This window comes from Burkholderia torrens (assembly GCF_984668525.1).
Genome location: NZ_OZ480211.1, coordinates 2,849,480 through 2,868,252 on the forward strand (window position 1 = coordinate 2,849,480; position 18,773 = coordinate 2,868,252).

The window sequence follows — 18,773 nt, forward strand, 5'->3', positions numbered from 1 at the left end:
TTTGAGTTATCCACACCCGACGGCGGCGCCGTCCGGCTTCGCTGCCGGGTGAAACCCGCCGTATTTCGCTTCATGACCGCCAAAACCATTCGTCACTACCTGCAGTTCAAGGATTTCTCGCTGGAAGACTACGAGTACGTGCTCGAACGCACGGGTATCCTGAAGCGCAAGTTCAAGAACTACGAGACCTATCACCCGCTGCACGACCGCACGCTCGCGATGATCTTCGAGAAGAGCTCGACGCGCACGCGCCTGTCGTTCGAGGCCGGGATCTTCCAGCTCGGCGGCCACGCCGTCTTCATGAGCACGCGCGACACGCAGCTCGGCCGCGGCGAACCCGTCGAGGATTCCGCGCAGGTCATCTCGCGGATGGTCGACATCATCATGATCCGCACGTTCGAGCAGGACGTCATCACACGCTTCGCGGAAAACTCCCGCGTGCCGGTGATCAACGGCCTGACGAACGATTACCACCCGTGCCAGGTGCTCGCCGACATCTTCACGTACTACGAGCACCGCGGCCCGATCGCCGGCAAGACCGTCGCCTGGGTCGGCGACGCGAACAACATGCTCTACACGTGGATCGAAGCCGCGCAGATCCTCGGCTTCAAGCTGCGCCTGTCCACGCCGCCCGGCTATGCACTCGACATGAAGCTCGTGTCGCCCGGCAGCGCGCCGTTCTACGAGGTGTTCGACGATCCGAACGAAGCCTGCAGGGGCGCCGACCTCGTCACCACCGACGTGTGGACGAGCATGGGCTTCGAAGCCGAGAACGAGGCGCGCAAGCAGGCGTTTGCCGACTGGTGCGTCGACGAGGAAATGATGGGCCATGCGAACCCGGACGCGCTCTTTATGCACTGCCTGCCCGCTCACCGCGGCGAGGAAGTGACGGCCGGCGTGATCGACGGCCCGCAGAGCGTCGTGTGGGACGAAGCGGAAAACCGCCTGCACGTGCAGAAGGCGCTGATGGAGTTCCTGCTGCTCGGCCGCCTCAAGCACTGACGCGCCGGAACGCACTCGCGTAAAAAAAGCGCCGATCGACGATCGGCGCTTTTTGCTTGGGCGCGCGGAAAGCGGCGCGGGACGCGCGTTACAGGCAGACCGGCTCCGCCTCCAGCTCGACACCGAAGTGCGCATGCACGTCGGCCTGGATCGCCTGCGCCAGCGCCAGCACGTCGGCGCCCGTCGCGCCGCCGCGATTGACGAGCACGAGCGCCTGGCGGTCGTGCACGGCCGCCGCACCGAGCGCGCGGCCCTTCCAGCCGCAGCGGTCGATCAGCCAGCCGGCCGCCAGCTTCACGTGCCCGTCCGGCTGCGGATACGACACGACCTCGGGTGCGCGGGCGCGCAGCGCGTCGAACTGCGCGGCGTCGATCACCGGATTCTTGAAGAAACTGCCCGCGTTGCCGAGCACGAGCGGATCGGGCAGCTTCGCGCGGCGGATCGCGACGACCGCGTCGAACACATCGCGCGGCGTCGCCGCATCGGGCGCGATGCCCCGTGCGTCGAGCTCACGCGTGACGTCCGCGTAGCCGAGCCGCGGCGTCCATTGCTTCGGCAGCCGGAACGTCACCGACACGATCGCGAACCGGCCGCGCCCTTCCCGCTTGAAGAAGCTGTCGCGGTAGCCGAACGCGCAGCGCGCGGCGTCGAAGCGCTCGCTGCGCCCCGTCGCCAGCTCGACCGCGACCAGCGAGTCGAAATACGCCTTCATCTCGAGGCCGTACGCGCCGATGTTCTGGATCGGCGCGGCGCCGACGGTGCCGGGAATCAGCGCGAGGTTCTCGAGGCCCGGCATCCCGTGCTCGAGCGTCCACGCGACGAACGCGTGCCAGTTCTCGCCGCCGCCAGCCTCGACGTACCACGCGTCGTCGTCCTCGCGCACGACGCGGCGGCCGGCGATCTCGTCGAGCAGCACGACGCCGTCGAAATCGCGCGTGAACACGACGTTGCTGCCGCCGCCGAGCACGAGCTGCGGCAGGTTCGCGACGCGCGGATCGCGGTGCAGCGCCTCGAACTGCGACGCCTGCGTGATGCGCGCGGCAAAGCGCGCGTTCGCGGCAATGCCGAACGTGTTGTGCGCGGCGAGCGGATGGTCGGGAAGCAGCGACAGGGTGGAATCGTCAGGAGGCATCGGCATTCGCGGTCACGTCGGCCCAGGGCCGGCGGACGGCCGGCCTTGGGCAAACGGAGGGGCATCGGTAAAATGGCAAACAGTCCGCAATTATAGCGAGTGCCCGCGCGCGAGCCGGGTGCCCGCATCTCAAGGGAGAATGCCATGCCATCGTTCGACGTCGTTTCCGAAGCGAACATGATCGAAGTGAAGAACGCCATCGAGCAGTCGAACAAGGAAATTTCGACGCGCTTCGACTTCAAGGGCTCCGACGCGCGCGTCGAGCAGAAGGAACGCGAGCTGACGCTGTTCGCCGACGACGATTTCAAGCTCGGCCAGGTCAAGGACGTGCTGATCGGCAAGCTGGCCAAGCGCAACGTCGACGTGCGCTTCCTCGACTACGGCAAGGTCGAGAAGATCGGCGGCGACAAGGTCAAGCAGATCGTCACCGTGAAGAAGGGCGTGACGGGCGATCTCGCGAAAAAGATCGTGCGCCTCGTGAAGGACAGCAAGATCAAGGTGCAAGCGAGCATCCAGGGCGATGCGGTGCGCATTTCGGGCACGAAGCGCGACGACCTGCAGAGCACGATCGCGATGCTGCGCAAGGACGTCACCGACACGCCGCTCGACTTCAACAACTTCCGCGACTGATCGCCAGCCGATCCGTCGCGTCATCCCGCCGGGCCCCGCACACGCGGCGCGCCCGGCGCGCGGCAGACGCCGCGCTTTCTCAGGCTTTCCCGCCGTCCTGCGCGCCGCCGTCCGCGGCCGCCTTCTTCTTGTCGCCGATCCGGCTTTCCTGCCCCGCGAGCAGCTTCGAAATGTTGCCGCGGTGACGCCACACGAGCAGCACGCTCATCGCGAGCACGGCCCACGCGACCGGGTTGTGGCCCGTGCCGAACAGGAACACGTCGAACACCGGCGCGAACGCGGCCGCCACCAGCGCCGCGAGCGACGAGTAGCGGAAGAAGAACGCGACGATCAGCCAGGTCAGCGCCGTCGCGAGCCCGAGCACCGGGTGCACGGCGAGCAGCACGCCGGCGGCCGTCGCGACGCCCTTGCCGCCCTGGAAGCGGAAGAACACCGGATACAGGTGGCCAAGGAACACGGCGATCGCGACCCACGCGACCGCGACGTCGGGCAGGCCCAGGCGCCGCGCGAGCCAGACGGCAATCCAGCCCTTGAATGCATCGCCGACGAGCGTCAAGATCGCGGCCTTCTTGTTGCCGCTGCGCAGCACGTTGGTCGCGCCGGGATTCTTCGACCCGTACGAACGCGGGTCGGCCAGGCCCATCGCGGAACTGACGACGACGGCGAACGACACCGAACCGATCAGGTAGGCAACGAGGGCGGCGAGCAGGATCTGCATGCGGAGGACTCTTCTTTCAACGTATCGGTGAAGGGACGGCCGTGCCAGGCAAACCGGCAGGCCGAAACGGCGCCCATTCTACCGAACGGGCGCGGGGTGCCACGAAGGTGAAACCCTCAGTCGACGCTCGCGCACTGCACGGGCTGCGCGCCGAGCAGCGACACGAGCACCGCCGGCGCGAGGCTGACGAGGTAGCCGCGGCGGCCGCCGTTCAGGTAGATCGTCGGCAATTCGAGGATCGTCGCCTCGACGTAGACGGGCATCGTCTTGCGCGTGCCGAACGGCGACGTGCCGCCGACGAGATAGCCCGAATGGCGGTTCGCGACCTCCGGCTTGCACGGCTCGACGCGCTTCGCGCCGATCTGCCGCGCGAGGTTCTTCGTCGATACGGTGCGATCGCCGTGCATCAGCACGATCAGCGGCTTCGCGTGCTCGTCTTCCATCACGAGCGTCTTCACGACGCAGTGCTCGTCCGCGCCGAGCTGGCGCGCCGATTCGCCGGTGCCGCCGTGCTCGACGTAGTCGTACGGATGCTCGCCGAACGTCACGCCGTGGCGGCGCAACAGCTGGGTCGCGGGGGTTTCGGACACGTGTCTGGATTTGCTCATGGCGGCATTTTAATGGCGAACGACCGGCAGGCGGGCGGCCACGTGCGCGGGTCGGCGGGCGGGCCGGCGGTATACTCGCGGCCCGTTTTCCGCCGGACGGCCGCCCGGGCCGCCGCCACCACCGCCACGATTCCGCCCGTCATCATTGCGGACATCGCGAAGTGCTATTGCCCGATTGGCCGATTGTGGCGCGTGCGCCGTCATGGCACGATCGTTCGCAAACATCGTGAAGCCGCCGCCCGGCCCCCTTTTCTGGAGACGCCATGCCCTCGCCCATCCGTTCGTCCGAGTCGCTCGACGTCGACGCCCTGCTCGCCGCGCTGCCGCGCCGCATCGCCGACGTGCCCGCGCGCTGGGCCGCGCAGGCGCCCGCGCATCCGGCGCTGATCGAAGATGCGCGCCGCCTGTCGTACGGCGAGCTGGCGCAGGCCGTCGATGCGGCGGCCGCGCGGCTCGCGAGCCTCGGCGTGCAGGGCGGCGACCGCGTGATGATCGTCGCCGAAAACTGCGTCGCGCAAATCGTGCTGCTGTTCGCGGCCGCCCGCGTCGACGCGTGGGCGCTCGTGTCGAACGCGCGGCTGTCGGCCGGCGAACTCGATGCGATCGCCGCGCACGCGCGCCCGAAGCTGGTCGTGTTCACGATCGACGCATCGCCCGACGCGCGCGCGCATGCCGCGCGGCTCGGCGCGACGCCCGCCGGCGCGCTGCCGGTCGACATCGGCGCGTGGTCGTATCGCGTCGACGCGAACGCGCCCACCGAACCGGTCGCCGCCGACGGCGCCGCGCAATGTGCGGCGCTGATCTACACGACCGGCACGACGGGTACGCCGAAAGGCGTGATGCTGTCGCACCGCAACCTGCTGTTCATCGCGGCCACGTCGAGCACGCTGCGCCGCGTGTCGCCCGACGACGTCGTCTACACGGTGCTGCCCGTGTCGCACGTGTACGGGCTCGCGTCGGTCTGCCTCGGCAGCCTGTACGCGGGCGCGACGCTGCGGCTTGCGCCGCGCTTCTCGCCGGAAGCCGTGCGCATCGCGCTCGCCGAAGAAGGCGTGACGATCTTCCAGGGCGTGCCCGCGATGCACGCGAAGCTGCTCGAACACCTGCACACGCACGGCCACGCGTGGCACGCGCCGCGCCTGCGCTTCGCGTATTCGGGCGGCTCGCCGCTCGACGCGAACCTGAAGGCACGCGTCGAGCGCCAGTACGGCGTGCCGCTGCACAACGGCTACGGGATGACCGAAAGCAGCCCGACGATCACGCAGACGCCGCTCGACGCGCCGCGCGCCGACAGCTCGGTCGGCGTGCCGATTCCGGGTGTCGACATGCGGATCGTCGCGCCGGACGGCACCGACGTGCCGCCGGGCGAAGTCGGCGAGATCCGCGTGCGCGGGCCGAACGTGATGCTCGGCTATTACCGCAACGCCGACGCGACGCGCGCGGCCGTGTCGCCGGACGGCTGGCTGAGCACCGGCGATCTCGCACGGCAGGAAGCCGACGGCGCGGTGACGATCGCGGGCCGCAGCAAGGAGCTGATCATCCGCTCGGGCTTCAACGTGTACCCGGTGGAAGTCGAGCAGGTGCTGAACGCGCATCCGGACGTCGTGCAGGCGGCCGTGATCGGCCGCCCGGTCGAAGGCAACGAGGAGGTGCTCGCGTTCGTCGAGCTGGTGCCGGGCGCGACCGCGGACGAAGCCGCGTTGCACGCGTGGTGCGCGGAGCGGCTCACGCCTTACAAGCGCCCGGCGCACATCCGCGTGCTCGACGCGCTGCCGGCCGCCTCCACCGGCAAGGTGCTGAAGCACAAGCTGCGCGAGCTGGTCTGACACCGGCCGCTGCGGCTGCGCGCACATCGAGCGCACATCGAGCGCACATCGGCGCCCGCGCGGTGCCCGATGCACGCGCCCCGCTCGCTAACCGCGCGGGTGATGCTGCGCGTGCAGCGTCTTCAGCCGTTCGCGCGCGACGTGCGTGTAGATCTGGGTGGTCGAGATGTCGCTGTGGCCGAGCAGCATCTGCACGACGCGCAGGTCGGCGCCGTGGTTCAGCAGGTGCGTCGCGAACGCATGCCGCAGCGTGTGCGGCGACAGGTGCGCACGCACGTCGGCCTGCTGCGCGTGGCGCTTGATGATGTTCCAGAACTGCTGGCGCGTCATCCCGTCGCCGCGCGCGGTCACGAACAGCGCGTCGGCCGCGCGCGCGCCGAGCAGCGCGGGCCGCGCCTCGCGCAGGTAGCGCTCGATCCAGCCGTGCGCGACTTCGCCGAACGGCACGAGCCGCTCCTTCGAACCCTTGCCCATCACGCGCACGACGCCTTCGTTCAGGCCGACCTCGACCGTCTTCAGCGTCACGAGCTCGCTCACGCGCAGCCCGCTCGCGTACATCAGCTCGAGCATCGTGCGATCGCGCAGGCCGAGCGGCGTGCCGACATCGGGGGCGCCGAGCAGCGCCTCGACCTGCGCCTCGGACAGCGTCGACGGAAACCGCGCCGCCTGTTTCGCGGACGTGATGCGCAGCGTCGGGTCGGCGCTCGCGCGATGCTCGCGCACGGCCCAGCCGTAATAGCGACGGAACACCGACAGCCGCCGGTTCGACGACGTCGCCTTGCCGTCGCTGCGCGCGGCGATGTAGCCCGTCACCATCGCCTCGTCGGCCAGATCGAGCTGTGTATCGTGCGTCTCGGCCAGCCACTGGCAAAACAGCACCAGATCGCGCCGATAGGCATCGAGCGTGTTGCGCGCGAGCCCGTGCTCGAGCCACAGCGCATCGCAGAAGACGTCGATCGACGCGCGGCTCGCGAGCAGCGCGGGCGAGGCCGCGGCAGCATCGCCGTCGGCTTCGGGAGTCATCAGTGGTTCACTCATCAGTACGGCACGCCTTCGTGCGCCAACAGCCAGCGCTTCACTTTCTGGTAATAGCCGTTGTCGTCGTGGTTCGCGAAGCCGCCGAGGCCGGCCGCCGCGACGACGCGATGGCACGGAATCACGAGCGGGAAATAGTTCGCGCCGCACGCCTGGCCGACCGCGCGCGGTGCGCTGCCGATCCGCTTCGCGACCTGCCCGTAGGTCAGCACCGTGCCGGGCGGGATATCGCTGATCACGTCCCACACGCGGTGCTGGAATGCACTGCCGACTTCGGCGAGCGGCAGGTCGAAGCGCGCGGACGCGCGCTCGAAATAACGTTCGATCTGCTTGACCGCGCGCTTCGCGAGCGGCGAATCCGGATCGACCGACTTCACCGATTCGGGCAGATAGACGATCTCGCGCACCACCGCGGCGTCCGTGCGGATGCCGACCTTGCCGAACGGCGCGTCGATCACTGCGTTGAACATTGCCTTCTCCTGACCGATGAATGCGCGCCCGGTGCCGCGCGCCGACGACACTTTACGCCGCCTTCACGCGGCACGCAGCGCCCATTCGACATGCTCGCGCACGACCGGCGACGGATCGTCGGCCCGCGCGCGCAACGCGGCGACGATTGCGTCGCGCGCCGACGGCGCAAGCCGGTCCGCGTCCGCGCGCAGCGCGTTGCCGAGCCCGACCGCGAGATTGCGCAGCCAGCTTTCATGGCCGATGCGCCGGATCGCGCTGCCCTGCATCCGCGTGTCGAATGTCTCCGCGTCCCACGCGAACAACTCGACGAGCGTCGCGCGGTCGAGGCCGTGCCGCACGTCGAAATCGGCGACGGGCGCGGCCTGCGCGAACTTGTTCCACGGGCACACGAGCTGGCAGTCGTCGCAGCCGTACACGCGATTGCCGATCATCGGCCGCAGCGCTTCGGGGATGCTGCCTTTCAGTTCGATCGTCAGGTACGAGATGCAGCGGCGCGCGTCGACGCGGTACGGCTCGACGATCGCACCGGTCGGACACGCGTCGATGCAGCGCGTGCAGCTGCCGCAGTGCGCGCCCGGCGTCTCGGGTGCGGCATCCGGCGACGTGTGCGCGTCGGTCGGCAGCGGCAGGTCGACGTAGATCTCGCCGAGGAAGAACAGCGAGCCGGCGTCGCGCTGCAGCAGCAGCGTGTGCTTGCCGCGCCAGCCGACGCCGGCCTTCTGCGCGAGCTCGACCTCGAGCACGGGTGCCGAATCGGTGAACACGCGGTAGCCGAATGCGCCGATCTCGTGCTCGATGCGCTCCGCGAGCGTCTGAAGCCGGTTGCGCAGCACCTTGTGATAATCGCGACCGCGCGCATAGATCGACACGACGGCGGCCTGCGGATCGTCGAGCCGCGCGCGTTCGCGGGCACGCCAGTCGTGCGGCACGAGCGCGCCGGGCTCGCCGCCGGCGAGCGTTTCGGCCGGCAAATAGGCGAGCCGCACGGAAATCACGCGTCGCGTACCGGCCACAAGTTCGGCCGGGCGCGCGCGTTTCATCCCATGTTTCGCCATATAATCCATTTCGCCGTGGTATCCGGCTTCCAGCCAGGCGGCGAGGCCTGCTTCGGCATCCGAGAGATCGGTATCGCTGATGCCGATCGCCCCGAAACCCAATTCGCGCCCCCACGCCCTGATGCGAGCGGCGAGCGCAGTCAACGCCGCATCATCGAGCGCGCACGGCGCCGCGCCTTCGGCATGAGTCGAAGGCCTGTCGGATGCGGCGAGTTCCGGTAATCGGTTCATCGCACTATTTTACGAGAATGCCAGCCACGTCCAGCCAATCGCCTCACGACGCCATGCTGCCGGCCCCGCTCGCGGAGCGCGTGATCGCGCTCGCCGACGAAGCGGCGACCGACGCATTCGGCACGCGCTTCGCGCACGCGCTCGACGCGGCACGCCTCGAACTCGACCGCGCCCATGCGTTCGACGGGCTGCAGATCCAGCTGGTCGGCGATCTCGGCGCGGGCAAGACGACCCTCGTGCGCGCGATCCTGCGCGGCCTCGGCCACCAGGGCCGCGTGCGCAGCCCGACCTACACGCTCGTCGAGCCTTACGCGCTCGAACGCAGCGATGGGGAACTCGAGGTCTATCACTTCGATCTGTATCGATTCAACGATCCGGCCGAATGGTCCGATGCAGGCTTTCGCGAATATTTCAATTCCAGCGCGATCTGCCTCGTCGAATGGCCGCAACAGGCGGGCGCCCTGCTCGGCGTGCCCGATCTGGTTTTCTCGCTCGACGTGGATGGCGACGGCCGTGCCCTCACCGTCCGGGCGTACAGCGCTTCAGGAAAGGCATGTCTCGAAAGATGTTGATCAAACCGTTCCGCTCGATCGAATCGGCGGCCACCGCGACGCACAACTGGCGGCGCCGCCAGATCCTGCGCGCGGGCGCATCGACGCTGGTGCTCGGCCTCGTCGCGCCGCGGCTCGCGCACGCGTCGTCGGTGCTCGGCGTGCGCGTGTGGCCCGCGCGCGATTACACGCGCGTCACGATCGAATCCGACCAGCCGCTGCAGAATAGCCAACAGCTGCTGCAGGGTCCCGACCGTCTGGTCGTCGACCTGACCGGCCTCGATCTCGACCAGGCGCTGCGCGACCTCGTGTCGAAGATCGCGCCGAACGATCCGCAGATCCAGTCGGTGCGCGTCGGCCAGTATCAGCCGCACGTCGTGCGGATGGTGTTCGACCTGAAAGGCTCGGTGAAGCCGCAGGTGTTCACGCTGCCGCCCGTCGGCACCTACAAGTACCGGCTCGTGTTCGACCTGTATCCGGCCGTCGCGCCCGATCCGCTGTCCGACCTGATCGCGCAGACGGAACGCAAGGAGCAGGCGCTCAACGACACGGCGCGCGCGCAGCAGATGCAGCCGCCGACCACGCTGGCCGGCCCCGGTACGCCGCCGCCCGGCGCGGGCGACAACAGCGATGCGTTCTTCCAGCGCTTCGCGCAGAACACGCCGGCCACGCCGCGCACGCCGCCGGCGGCCGGCACGCCTTCGACGCCGCCGAAGCCGGCCGTCAAGCCGCCGCCCGTCATCGCGCGCCGCGACGACAGCGACGACGACGGCGACACCTACAAGTTCACAGCGCCGAAATCCGGCAAGGGCGGCACCGTGCGCCTGCTGACGGTCGCAATCGATCCGGGCCACGGCGGCGAGGATCCGGGCGCGATCGGCGGCGGCGGCACGTACGAGAAGCACATCGCGCTCGACATCGCGAAGAAGCTGCGCGCGAAGATCGACGGCGCGCCGAACATGCGCGCGATGATGACGCGCGACGCCGACTTCTTCGTGCCGCTGAACGTGCGCGTGCAGAAGGCGCGCCGCGTCGGCGCGGATCTCTTCGTGTCGATCCACGCGGATGCATTCACGACGCCGTCCGCGCGCGGCTCGTCGGTGTTCGCGCTGTCCGATCACGGCGCGACGAGCGCCGCGGCGCGCTGGATGGCGAACAAGGAGAATTCGTCCGACCTGATCGGCGGGATCAACATCAAGACGGCGGACGCGGCCGTGAACCGCGCGCTGTTCGACATGTCGACAACGGCCCAGATCCGCGACTCGCTGCGCTACGGCAACTACGTGCTGAAGGAAGTCGGCGGCATCAACAAGCTGCACAAGGGCTCGGTCGAGCAGGCCGGGTTCGCGGTGCTGAAGGCGCCCGACATTCCGTCGATCCTCGTCGAGACCGCGTTCATCAGCAACCCGGAAGAGGAAAGCCGGCTGAACGACGACAGCTATCGCGACCAGATGGCCGACGCGATCTTCCGCGGCATCAAGCGTTACTTCGCCGCGAATCCGCCACTCGCGAAGAACCGGATGGCCTGACGGCCGTCCGTTCCCTGCCGCCGGCACGCATCGCGTGCCGGCGCGTCACGAAGCCGAGAAGCGGCGCATCAGTTTCCCGCCGAACACGTTCACCGCGAGCCCGCCCATCACGAGCGCCGCGCCGATCAGCTGCGCTTGCGTCAGGTGCTCGTCGAGCAGCAGCGCCGACGACGCGAGCCCGACGACCGGCACCAGCAGCGAGAACTGTGCGACCTGCGCGGCCGGGTAGCGCGACAGCAGGCGGCTCCACAGCCCGTAGCCGAGCAGCGTCGCGACGAACGCGAGATAGACGACCGCGAAGATCGACGCGCCGTCGAGCCCCGCGAGCGCGGTCGCGATGCGCTGCGGCCCTTCGAACCACAGCGACAGCAGGAAGAACGGTACGGGCGGCACGAGGCTCGCCCACACGACGAGCGACACGAGGTTCGCCTTCCCGACCTTCTTCGTGACGATATTGCCGAACGCCCACATCGCGGCCGAGCCGATCGTCAGCAGGAAGCCCGCGAGCGTCATCGCGCGGCCGCCCTGCGCGGCGATCACGACGAGCCCGCCCGCAGCGATCGCGAGCCCGACCAGGTTCTGCACGCGCAGCCGTTCGCCGAGGAACAGCATCGCGAACACGAGCGTGAAGAACGCCTGCGACTGCAGTACGAGCGACGCGAGGCCGGCCGGCATGCCGACGTACATGCCGGTGAACAGGAACACGAACTGGCCGAGCTGGATCGTCGCGCCGTACAGCACGAGCAGGCGCCACGGAATCTGCGGCCGGCGCACGAAGAACACCGCGGGCACGGCCGCGAGCGTGAAGCGCAGCGCGCCGAGCAGCATCGGCGGCATGCCGTGCAGGCCGACCTTGATCACGACGAAGTTCACGCCCCACGCCAGGATCACGACCAGCGCAAGCAGCAAGTCCTTCGGGGCCATCATCGGCGTCTCCTCGATTCGAATCGTTGTTCCGAAGCGCGTCAGTCTACCGGGATTCGCCGGGCGGCCCGATACCCGCGCGGCGCGCATGGAATCGGCGGCGGGCGGCCAGTACAATGACCGGCATCCCCCGCCGCCCCACTGGAACCGCCATGACCGACTCGATCAAAGCCCTGCTGAAGCCGCACGTGCGCGACATCGGCAACCTGCAGGTGCGCCGCACGCTGCCCGCGCTCGCCGCGCGCCTCGTCGGCCCGTTCATCTTCTTCGATCACATGGGACCCGCCACGCTGCCGGCCGGCACGGGGCTCGACGTGCGCCCGCATCCGCACATCGGGCTCGCGACCGTCACCTACCTGTTCGACGGCGCGATCCTGCACCGCGACAGCCTCGGCTCGCTGCAGGCCATCGTGCCGGGCGACGTGAACTGGATGACGGCCGGCCGCGGGATCGTCCACTCCGAACGCACGCCCGACGCGCAGCGCGCCAGCGGTCATACCGTGCACGGGATCCAGACCTGGGTCGCGCTGCCGCAGGCGCACGAGACGACCGAGCCGTCGTTCGAGCACCATCCGGCCGACACGCTGCCGAAGCGCAACGAAGACGGCGTCGCGCTGACGGTGATCGCCGGCGACGCGTTCGGGCTGCGCTCGCCCGTCACGACATTCTCGCGCACGCTGTACGTCGCGACCGAATTCGCGGCCGGCGGCCGGCTCGAACTCGACGCGTCGCACGAGGAGCGCGCGGTCTACGTGGTCGACGGCACGCTCGCGATCGACGGCACGCCGGTGCCGGCCGAACAGATGGCCGTGCTCGCGCCGGGCGCGGCGGTCACGCTGACGAGCGACAGCGGCGCGCGCGCGATGCTGCTCGGCGGCGACAGGATCGATGGCGAACGCTTCATCGAATGGAATTTCGTCGCCAGCAGCCGCGACGCGATCGAGCGTGCGAAAGTGGCCTGGATGCGCCAGGAAATGGGCAAGGTGCCGGGCGAGACCGAGTGGATTCCGCTGCCCGAGTCGAAGCCGCGTTGAAAAAGAGGCGCGCCGCCCTCATCCTGACGATATTCGAACCGAAGAGAACGACATGGACACCACGCTTGCCACTTTCGAGAAAGACGTCATCGAGGCGTCGCTGGACACGCCCGTGCTGGTCGACTTCTGGGCGCCGTGGTGCGGCCCCTGCAAGACGCTCGGCCCGCTGCTGGAAAAGCTCGAGGCCGACTACGAAGGCCGCTGGAAGCTCGTGAAGGTCAACGTCGACGAGAACCAGGAACTGGCCGCGCACTTCCAGACGCGCAGCATCCCGCACGTGATCGCGTTCGCCGACGGCCGCCCGGTCGACCAGTTCGTCGGCGTGCTGCCCGAAGGCCAGTTGCGCGCGTTCCTCGACCGGCTGCTGCCTGCCCCCGAGGAAGCCGAGCGCCGCGCCGCGCAATACGCGATCGCCGAACAGCGCTACGACGACGCGCTCACGCACCTCGAAGCGGCGCTCGCGCTGAACCCCGGCTTCGACGACGCGCGCCTCGACCTGATCGAGCTGCTGCTCGCGAGCAACGAGGTCGACGCCGCGCGCGCCGAGACCGAGCGCCTGTCGCCGCAGACCGTCCAGAACGGCGATCCGCGCTATCAGGCGATCAAGACGCGATTCGACGCGCTCGACGCCACGGCCGACCTGCCGCCGACCGACGCGCTCGAAGCACGCATCGCGGCGAACCCGGCCGATCTCGACGCGCGCTTCGACCTCGCGCAGAGCCTGATCGCGCGGCGCGCATACGAAGGTGCAGTGGAACAGTTGCTGGAAATCGTCCAGCGCGACCGCGCGTACGGCGACGATCTCGGCCGCCGCACGTTGATCTCGGTGTTCGAGCTGGCCGGCGATCGCCCGGACCTCGTCGCCGGATGGCGACGCAAGCTGAGCATGGCGCTCAACTGACGCGCGACGCGCCGGGCCGCAACGGCCCGGCCGGATCGCCGTCGCGCTTGCGGCGCACGACCCGCGCCGCAGCCTCCTCTTCCTCGTTCAGCCGGCAGCCTGCGCCGCGATCGCGCGCAACGCATGCGCGGCGGCCGCGAACCCGAAGCTCGCGGTCACGCACACGCTCGAACCGAATCCCGCACAGTTGAGCCCCGCGACATGCGCGGCCGCGGACGGCTCGGCACCGTCCTCGATATCGCACGCGGCCGCTTCCGGATAGATCAGCGGCTCGTCCGAATACACGGCGCTGACCTTGAAACGCGCCTTCGGCCCGCGCGGAAAGCCGTGCTGCTTGCGCAACTGCGCGCGCACCTTCGACAGCAGCGGATCCTGGATCGTCAACGCAAGATCGTCGATGCGGATGCGCGTCGGGTCCAGCTGACCGCCCGCGCCGCCGACGACGACGAGCGGCTGCCGCTTCGCGACGCACCACGCGATCAGCGCGACCTTCGTGCGCACGCTGTCGATCGCGTCGATCACGTAGTCGAAGCCGCCGCCGAGCAGCGCGTCGAAGTTGTCGGGCTCGACGAAATCCTCGATCCGGTTCACCCGGCACGCGGGATCGATCAGCGCGATCCGCTCGGCCATCGCGTCGACCTTCGGCTTGCCGTAATTGCCGTCGAGTGCGTGGACCTGCCGGTTCGTATTGCTTTCCGCGACGTTGTCGAGATCGATCAGCGTCAGCGTGCCGACCGCGTTGCGCGCGAGCGCCTCGGCCACCCACGACCCGACGCCGCCGATCCCGATCACCGCGACGTGCGCACGCTCGAACGCGGCGGCGGCCGGCGCGCCGTACAGGCGCGCGACGCCGCCGAAGCGCCGGGCGCGATCCACGTCAAGCTGGATTTCCGGGGTCGGGGTAAGATCAGAAGAACTGGGCGGGGCAGCGTCGGCAACGGACATGGCAGCAAGGAAAACGTAAGTCGTGCAGCCCTCTATTTTGCCTGAACTCCCCGCTCGCACGCGCCACTGTGCACGCACGATTCTTGCGCGTTCGCTATACTGGCCCCAGATTGAAGCGTTTGCATAACATGACGACTCTCGCCGATCTCCGCATCAACTATTCACGTGCTTCGCTCGACGAAGCCGATGCCGCCCCCGACCCCCTCGCCCAGTTCGATCGCTGGTTCAAGGAGGCGCTCGCCGCCAAACTGCCCGAGCCGAACACGATGACGCTCGCGACCGTCGGCGACGACGGCCGGCCGTCGGCCCGGATCGTGCTCATCAAGGGCGTCGACGAACGCGGGTTCGTCTTCTTCACCAATTACGAAAGCCGCAAGGGGCGCGATCTCGCCGCGCATCCGCAAGCCGCGCTGCTGTTCTACTGGATCGAGCTCGAGCGCCAGGTGCGCATCGAAGGCCGGATCGAGAAAACCAGCGCCGAAGAAAGCGACCGCTATTTCGCGTCGCGCCCGCTCGGCTCGCGCATCGGTGCGTGGGCATCGGAGCAGAGCGCGGTGATCGACAGCCGCGCGACGCTCGAAGCGCGCGAAAAGGCCGTCAGCGAACGCTACGGCGACCACCCGCCGCGCCCGCCGCACTGGGGCGGCTACCGCCTCGTGCCCGACTCGATCGAGTTCTGGCAAGGCCGCCCGTCGCGGCTGCACGACCGCCTGCTCTACACGCGCGACGCCGCGGCGGCGTCGGGCTGGACGATCTCGCGCCTGTCGCCGTAAGCGCGGCACCGGCGCACGCCGGTCGTGTCTCGTGTTGCATCCGGGCGCCCGCTTCGCAAGCGGCGGGCGCCGGTCAAGATACTTGGCTGTATTCGATTCAACGAACAAACGGAGAATCCAAATGTTCTGGGAAAAGAAGCTGGCACAGTGGGCGGACGAAGTACGGGCGAAAGCGGACATACCGGCGCGCCTCGTGCTGTGGAACGGCGATCAACTCGATTTCGGCACCTTCAGCGCACCGCAGGTCACGCTGAAGGTCAACAGCGCATCGGCGTTGCCGCTGCTGCTCGATCCGAGCCTCGACAATCTCGGCGAGGCGTACGTGAAGGGCAAGATCGACATCGAAGGCAGGCTGTCGGACATCATCAACGTCAGCTACTCGCTTGCGCGCAACACGGTGACGAACGCGAGCAAGCTCGCGCGCGTGAAACGCTACTTCAATCACTCGAAGAGCACCGACAAGAAGGCGATCCAGTATCACTACGACGTCTCGAACGCGTTCTACCAGCTGTGGCTCGACGAGAACATGGTGTACTCGTGCGCGTACTTCGAGAACGGCGACGAGGATCTCGCCACCGCGCAGATCAAGAAGATCGATCACATCCTGACGAAGATCCAGCTCCAGCCCGGCCAGCGCCTGCTCGACATCGGCTGCGGCTGGGGCGCGCTCGTGCTGCGCGCCGCGCAGAAGTTCGGCGCGACGTGCCTCGGCGTGACGCTGTCGCAGAACCAGTTCGACCTCGCGACCGCGCGCGTGAAGGCCGCGGGGCTCGAGGACAAGATCGAGATCCGCCTGCAGGATTACCGCGAGATCGACGGCCAGTTCGACCGCATCACGAGCGTCGGGATGTTCGAGCACGTCGGCCGCAAGAACCTGCCGCTCTATTTCTCGCGCATCCGCGAGCTGCTGACCGACGACGGCATCGCGATGAACCACGGGATCACGTCGACCGACGCGGAAAGCGGCGAGACGGCGCTCGGCGGCGGCGAATTCATCGACCGTTACGTGTTCCCCGACGGCGAACTGCCGCACATCAGCCTCGCGCTCGAAGCGGCGCAGCGCGGCGGACTCGAGGCGGTTGACGTCGAAAGCCTGCGGCGGCACTATGCGCGCACGCTCGAGATCTGGACGGAGAACTTCGAGGCGAAGGCCGACCAGGCGAAAGCCCTCGTCGACGACGAAAAATTCCGCATCTGGCGCGTGTATCTTGCCGGCTGCGCGTATGCATTCGAGCACGACGACGTGTCGATCTTCCAGATCGTGTGCCGCAAGGCCGGACGCAGCGCGAAAACGCTGCCGTGGTCGCGGCGCTACATGTACGAACACGCGCTGCCGCGCTAGGCGGCGCCTCACGCTGGGCATGCATGGGTGACGGCAGGACGCGGCGCAAGGCGCCGCAGGAACGACAGCAGCGCGACGACCCGGACGCGCCGCACACCGACGGCCAGTTCGACCTGTTCGGCATGCCGGCGGACGCTGCACGCGTGTCGCCTGCGCCGGCGGACGACGGCCGCCCCGCCCGCCCCGATGAGCGCGTGACGCCGCACGCGCAGGACGCAGCGCCGCCTGCACCTTCCCGCGCCGCCGACGACGAACCGGCACCTTCCTCGGGCCTGCTGTGGGACGAACCGTCGCCGCCCGCCACGCCGCCGAAGAAAGGCCGGCGCAAGCGCGGCGTGCTGCCTGCGCCGATTGCCGCAGACGTCGCCGACGCCGCGGCCGGCCTGCCGCCGAACGTCCGGCTCGGCACGTCGTCGTGGTATTTCCCCGGCTGGAACGGCATCGTCTACGACGGCGATTTCGCGCAGACGAAGCTGTCGCGCGAAGGGCTCGAAGCGTACGGCGCGCATCCGCTGCTGAAGAGCGTGAGCCTCGACCGGTCGTTCTACGGCCCGCTGTCGGTGGCCGACTACCTGCGCTATGCGCAGCAGGTGCCCGACGACTTCCGTTTCGTCGTGAAGGCGCCGGCGTCGGTGACCGATGCGGTGATCCGCGGCCGCCGCGGCGAGCCATCGGGGCCGAACCCGACCTTCCTCGACGCGCAGCTCGCGACCCGCGAATTCGTGCAGCCGTGCCTCGAAGGGCTCGGCCGCAAAGCGGGCGTGCTCGTGTTCCAGTTCTCGCCGCTGCCCGATCAGCTGCTTGCCGAGCCGGCCGCACTGATCGACCGGCTGACCGCGTTCTTCGCGGCGCTCCCGCCGCTGGCGCCGGAAGCCGACGGCACGCGCTACGCGATCGAGATCCGCGACGCGAGCCTGCTCACGCCGCGCTTCATCCGCGCGCTCGCGTCGCTCGGCGTGCGCTACTGTGTCGGCCTGCACGCGCGGATGCCCGACCCGCTGCGCCAGGCCGCCGCGCTCGCGCTGCTCGACGGCGACGCGCCGGGCCCGCTGATCGTGCGCTGGAGCCTGCACGGCGGCTTCAAGTACGAACAGGCGAAAGCGAAATACGAGCCGTTCGACAAGCTCGTCGACGAGGATCCGGCCACGCGCTCGGCGCTCGCCGAGCTGGCCGCGCGCTACGCGCTGGCCGGGCAGCCGGTGATCATCACGATCAACAACAAGGCGGAAGGCTCCGCGCCGCTGTCGTGCATCGCGCTCGCACGCGAAATCGCCGCCGCGTGCGCGCAGTGGCGCAACGAGGCGGCGTAACACCTGTTCTCGCCTGTGTTCGCCGGCTTCCGCCGGTTCCGTGCTTACGCGCCGCGCAGCGACTTCAGCCGGTGCGAGAACTTCTGCCGGAATTTCGCGAGCTTCGGCCCGATCACGACCGAGCAGTAGCCCTGCCCGGGGTTCCGCGCGTAATAGTTCTGGTGATAGTCCTCGGCCGGCCAGTAGTTGCCGTCGAGCGGCACGACCTGCGTGACGATCGGCTGGCCGAACACCTGCTCGCGCTCCAGCTCTCGGATCACGTCGAGCGCCGTGTCGCGCTGCGCATCCGAATGCGTGAACACGACCGACCGGTACTGCGTGCCGACGTCGTTGCCCTGCCGGTTCAGCGTGGTCGGATCGTGCGTCGCGAAGAAGATCTCGAGGATCTCGCGATAGCCGATGCGCGCCGGATCGAACGTCACGTTGACGACTTCCGCGTGGCCAGTATCGCCTTCGCAAATGTCGCGGTAGCCGGGATTGCGCGTATGGCCGCCCGCATAACCCGACTGGACGGCCGTCACGCCGTCGACATCGAGAAACACGGCCTCCGTGCACCAGAAACACCCGCCTCCCAAAGTCGCGGTTTCAAGCATCTCGTTCCCCATGAATTCAGACCCTCGTTGATGACGGCAGCGGCACGCCCGTGCCGGCTGCCGCCGTTCCATCCCGCCGCTGCGCGCCCGTGGTACGGGACACCGCGGCACTCCGGCAAGTATCTCACTCGCGCGCGAACCTGGCAGATTCCGCAGGTGCCGC

Annotated in this window: 19 protein-coding genes; 10 read left to right on the forward strand and 9 right to left on the reverse strand. The window is 68.8% G+C overall.

Annotation, left to right across the window (positions count from 1 at the left end):
* The first annotated feature begins 72 nt into the window (after nt 1-72).
* Complete coding sequence (gene argF, locus AC5LXX_RS13205) at nt 73-1,002, forward strand: ornithine carbamoyltransferase (protein WP_124456375.1); 930 nt, start codon at nt 73-75, stop codon at nt 1,000-1,002.
* Between the two features lie 88 nt (nt 1,003-1,090).
* Here argF and murB read toward each other — a convergent pair whose 3' ends face one another.
* Nucleotides 1,091-2,140 (reverse strand): UDP-N-acetylmuramate dehydrogenase, encoded by a 1,050-nt coding sequence (gene murB, locus AC5LXX_RS13210; protein WP_493409725.1) that lies wholly within the window; start codon nt 2,138-2,140, stop codon nt 1,091-1,093.
* Between the two features lie 138 nt (nt 2,141-2,278).
* Here murB and AC5LXX_RS13215 point away from each other — a divergent pair, with 138 nt between their 5' ends.
* Complete coding sequence (locus tag AC5LXX_RS13215; RefSeq protein WP_006482217.1) at nt 2,279-2,764, forward strand: YajQ family cyclic di-GMP-binding protein; 486 nt, start codon at nt 2,279-2,281, stop codon at nt 2,762-2,764.
* 79 nt (nt 2,765-2,843) lie between these two features.
* Here the strand turns inward: AC5LXX_RS13215 and plsY are convergent, their stop codons facing one another.
* A complete protein-coding gene (gene plsY / locus AC5LXX_RS13220) occupies nt 2,844-3,482 on the reverse strand; it encodes a glycerol-3-phosphate 1-O-acyltransferase PlsY (protein WP_493409726.1) in 639 nt (212 codons plus the stop codon).
* A 116-nt stretch (nt 3,483-3,598) separates the two neighbouring features.
* Nucleotides 3,599-4,090 (reverse strand): Cys-tRNA(Pro) deacylase, encoded by a 492-nt coding sequence (gene ybaK, locus AC5LXX_RS13225; protein ID WP_124456378.1) that lies wholly within the window; start codon nt 4,088-4,090, stop codon nt 3,599-3,601.
* 263 nt (nt 4,091-4,353) lie between these two features.
* Here ybaK and AC5LXX_RS13230 point away from each other — a divergent pair, with 263 nt between their 5' ends.
* Nucleotides 4,354-5,916 (forward strand): class I adenylate-forming enzyme family protein, encoded by a 1,563-nt coding sequence (locus AC5LXX_RS13230; RefSeq protein ID WP_493409727.1) that lies wholly within the window; start codon nt 4,354-4,356, stop codon nt 5,914-5,916.
* 87 nt (nt 5,917-6,003) lie between these two features.
* Here the strand turns inward: AC5LXX_RS13230 and xerD are convergent, their stop codons facing one another.
* The 3 genes from xerD to queG form a co-directional block, all read right to left on the reverse strand.
* Nucleotides 6,004-6,954 (reverse strand): site-specific tyrosine recombinase XerD, encoded by a 951-nt coding sequence (xerD, locus tag AC5LXX_RS13235; RefSeq protein WP_493409728.1) that lies wholly within the window; start codon nt 6,952-6,954, stop codon nt 6,004-6,006.
* Nucleotides 6,954-7,421 carry a methylated-DNA--[protein]-cysteine S-methyltransferase gene (locus AC5LXX_RS13240; RefSeq protein ID WP_493409729.1) on the reverse strand — a complete coding sequence of 156 codons (468 nt, stop codon included), beginning with the start codon at nt 7,419-7,421 and terminating at the stop codon, nt 6,954-6,956. The genes xerD and AC5LXX_RS13240 overlap by 1 nt, the downstream gene beginning before the upstream one ends.
* Before the next feature lie 63 nt (nt 7,422-7,484).
* Nucleotides 7,485-8,708, reverse strand: coding sequence for a tRNA epoxyqueuosine(34) reductase QueG (queG, locus tag AC5LXX_RS13245; RefSeq protein ID WP_493409730.1), 1,224 nt, complete (start codon nt 8,706-8,708; stop codon nt 7,485-7,487).
* A gap of 17 nt (nt 8,709-8,725) precedes the next feature.
* On the opposite strand from queG, the gene tsaE reads away from it, so the two are divergent.
* Together tsaE and AC5LXX_RS13255 are read left to right on the forward strand one after the other, a co-directional pair.
* On the forward strand, nt 8,726-9,280 hold the full coding sequence (gene tsaE, locus AC5LXX_RS13250) for a tRNA (adenosine(37)-N6)-threonylcarbamoyltransferase complex ATPase subunit type 1 TsaE (RefSeq protein WP_124456383.1): 555 nt from the start codon (nt 8,726-8,728) through the stop codon (nt 9,278-9,280).
* Nucleotides 9,262-10,788, forward strand: a complete 1,527-nt coding sequence (locus AC5LXX_RS13255; protein ID WP_493409731.1) for an N-acetylmuramoyl-L-alanine amidase — start codon at nt 9,262-9,264, stop codon at nt 10,786-10,788. The genes tsaE and AC5LXX_RS13255 overlap by 19 nt, the downstream gene beginning before the upstream one ends.
* A gap of 45 nt (nt 10,789-10,833) precedes the next feature.
* Here AC5LXX_RS13255 and AC5LXX_RS13260 read toward each other — a convergent pair whose 3' ends face one another.
* Entirely contained in the window at nt 10,834-11,712 is an 879-nt protein-coding gene (locus AC5LXX_RS13260) for an EamA family transporter (protein WP_185658275.1), read from the reverse strand.
* Between the two features lie 152 nt (nt 11,713-11,864).
* Here AC5LXX_RS13260 and AC5LXX_RS13265 point away from each other — a divergent pair, with 152 nt between their 5' ends.
* Both AC5LXX_RS13265 and trxA read left to right on the forward strand, forming a co-directional pair.
* On the forward strand, nt 11,865-12,746 hold the full coding sequence (locus AC5LXX_RS13265) for a pirin family protein (RefSeq protein WP_493409732.1): 882 nt from the start codon (nt 11,865-11,867) through the stop codon (nt 12,744-12,746).
* A 52-nt stretch (nt 12,747-12,798) separates the two neighbouring features.
* Nucleotides 12,799-13,647, forward strand: coding sequence for a thioredoxin (gene trxA / locus AC5LXX_RS13270; protein ID WP_493409733.1), 849 nt, complete (start codon nt 12,799-12,801; stop codon nt 13,645-13,647).
* Nucleotides 13,648-13,734: 87 nt separating this feature from the next.
* Here trxA and AC5LXX_RS13275 read toward each other — a convergent pair whose 3' ends face one another.
* Entirely contained in the window at nt 13,735-14,592 is an 858-nt protein-coding gene (locus tag AC5LXX_RS13275; protein ID WP_493409734.1) for a tRNA threonylcarbamoyladenosine dehydratase, read from the reverse strand.
* A gap of 128 nt (nt 14,593-14,720) precedes the next feature.
* Here AC5LXX_RS13275 and pdxH point away from each other — a divergent pair, with 128 nt between their 5' ends.
* From pdxH to AC5LXX_RS13290, 3 genes are all read left to right on the forward strand, one after another.
* Nucleotides 14,721-15,365 carry a pyridoxamine 5'-phosphate oxidase gene (gene pdxH, locus AC5LXX_RS13280; RefSeq protein WP_493409735.1) on the forward strand — a complete coding sequence of 215 codons (645 nt, stop codon included), beginning with the start codon at nt 14,721-14,723 and terminating at the stop codon, nt 15,363-15,365.
* A gap of 121 nt (nt 15,366-15,486) precedes the next feature.
* Nucleotides 15,487-16,707 carry a class I SAM-dependent methyltransferase gene (locus AC5LXX_RS13285; protein ID WP_493409736.1) on the forward strand — a complete coding sequence of 407 codons (1,221 nt, stop codon included), beginning with the start codon at nt 15,487-15,489 and terminating at the stop codon, nt 16,705-16,707.
* Between the two features lie 23 nt (nt 16,708-16,730).
* Nucleotides 16,731-18,017 (forward strand): DUF72 domain-containing protein, encoded by a 1,287-nt coding sequence (locus AC5LXX_RS13290; RefSeq protein WP_493409737.1) that lies wholly within the window; start codon nt 16,731-16,733, stop codon nt 18,015-18,017.
* A gap of 44 nt (nt 18,018-18,061) precedes the next feature.
* Here AC5LXX_RS13290 and msrA read toward each other — a convergent pair whose 3' ends face one another.
* Complete coding sequence (gene msrA, locus AC5LXX_RS13295) at nt 18,062-18,622, reverse strand: peptide-methionine (S)-S-oxide reductase MsrA (RefSeq protein WP_050017027.1); 561 nt, start codon at nt 18,620-18,622, stop codon at nt 18,062-18,064.
* Nucleotides 18,623-18,773: the final 151 nt, after the last annotated feature.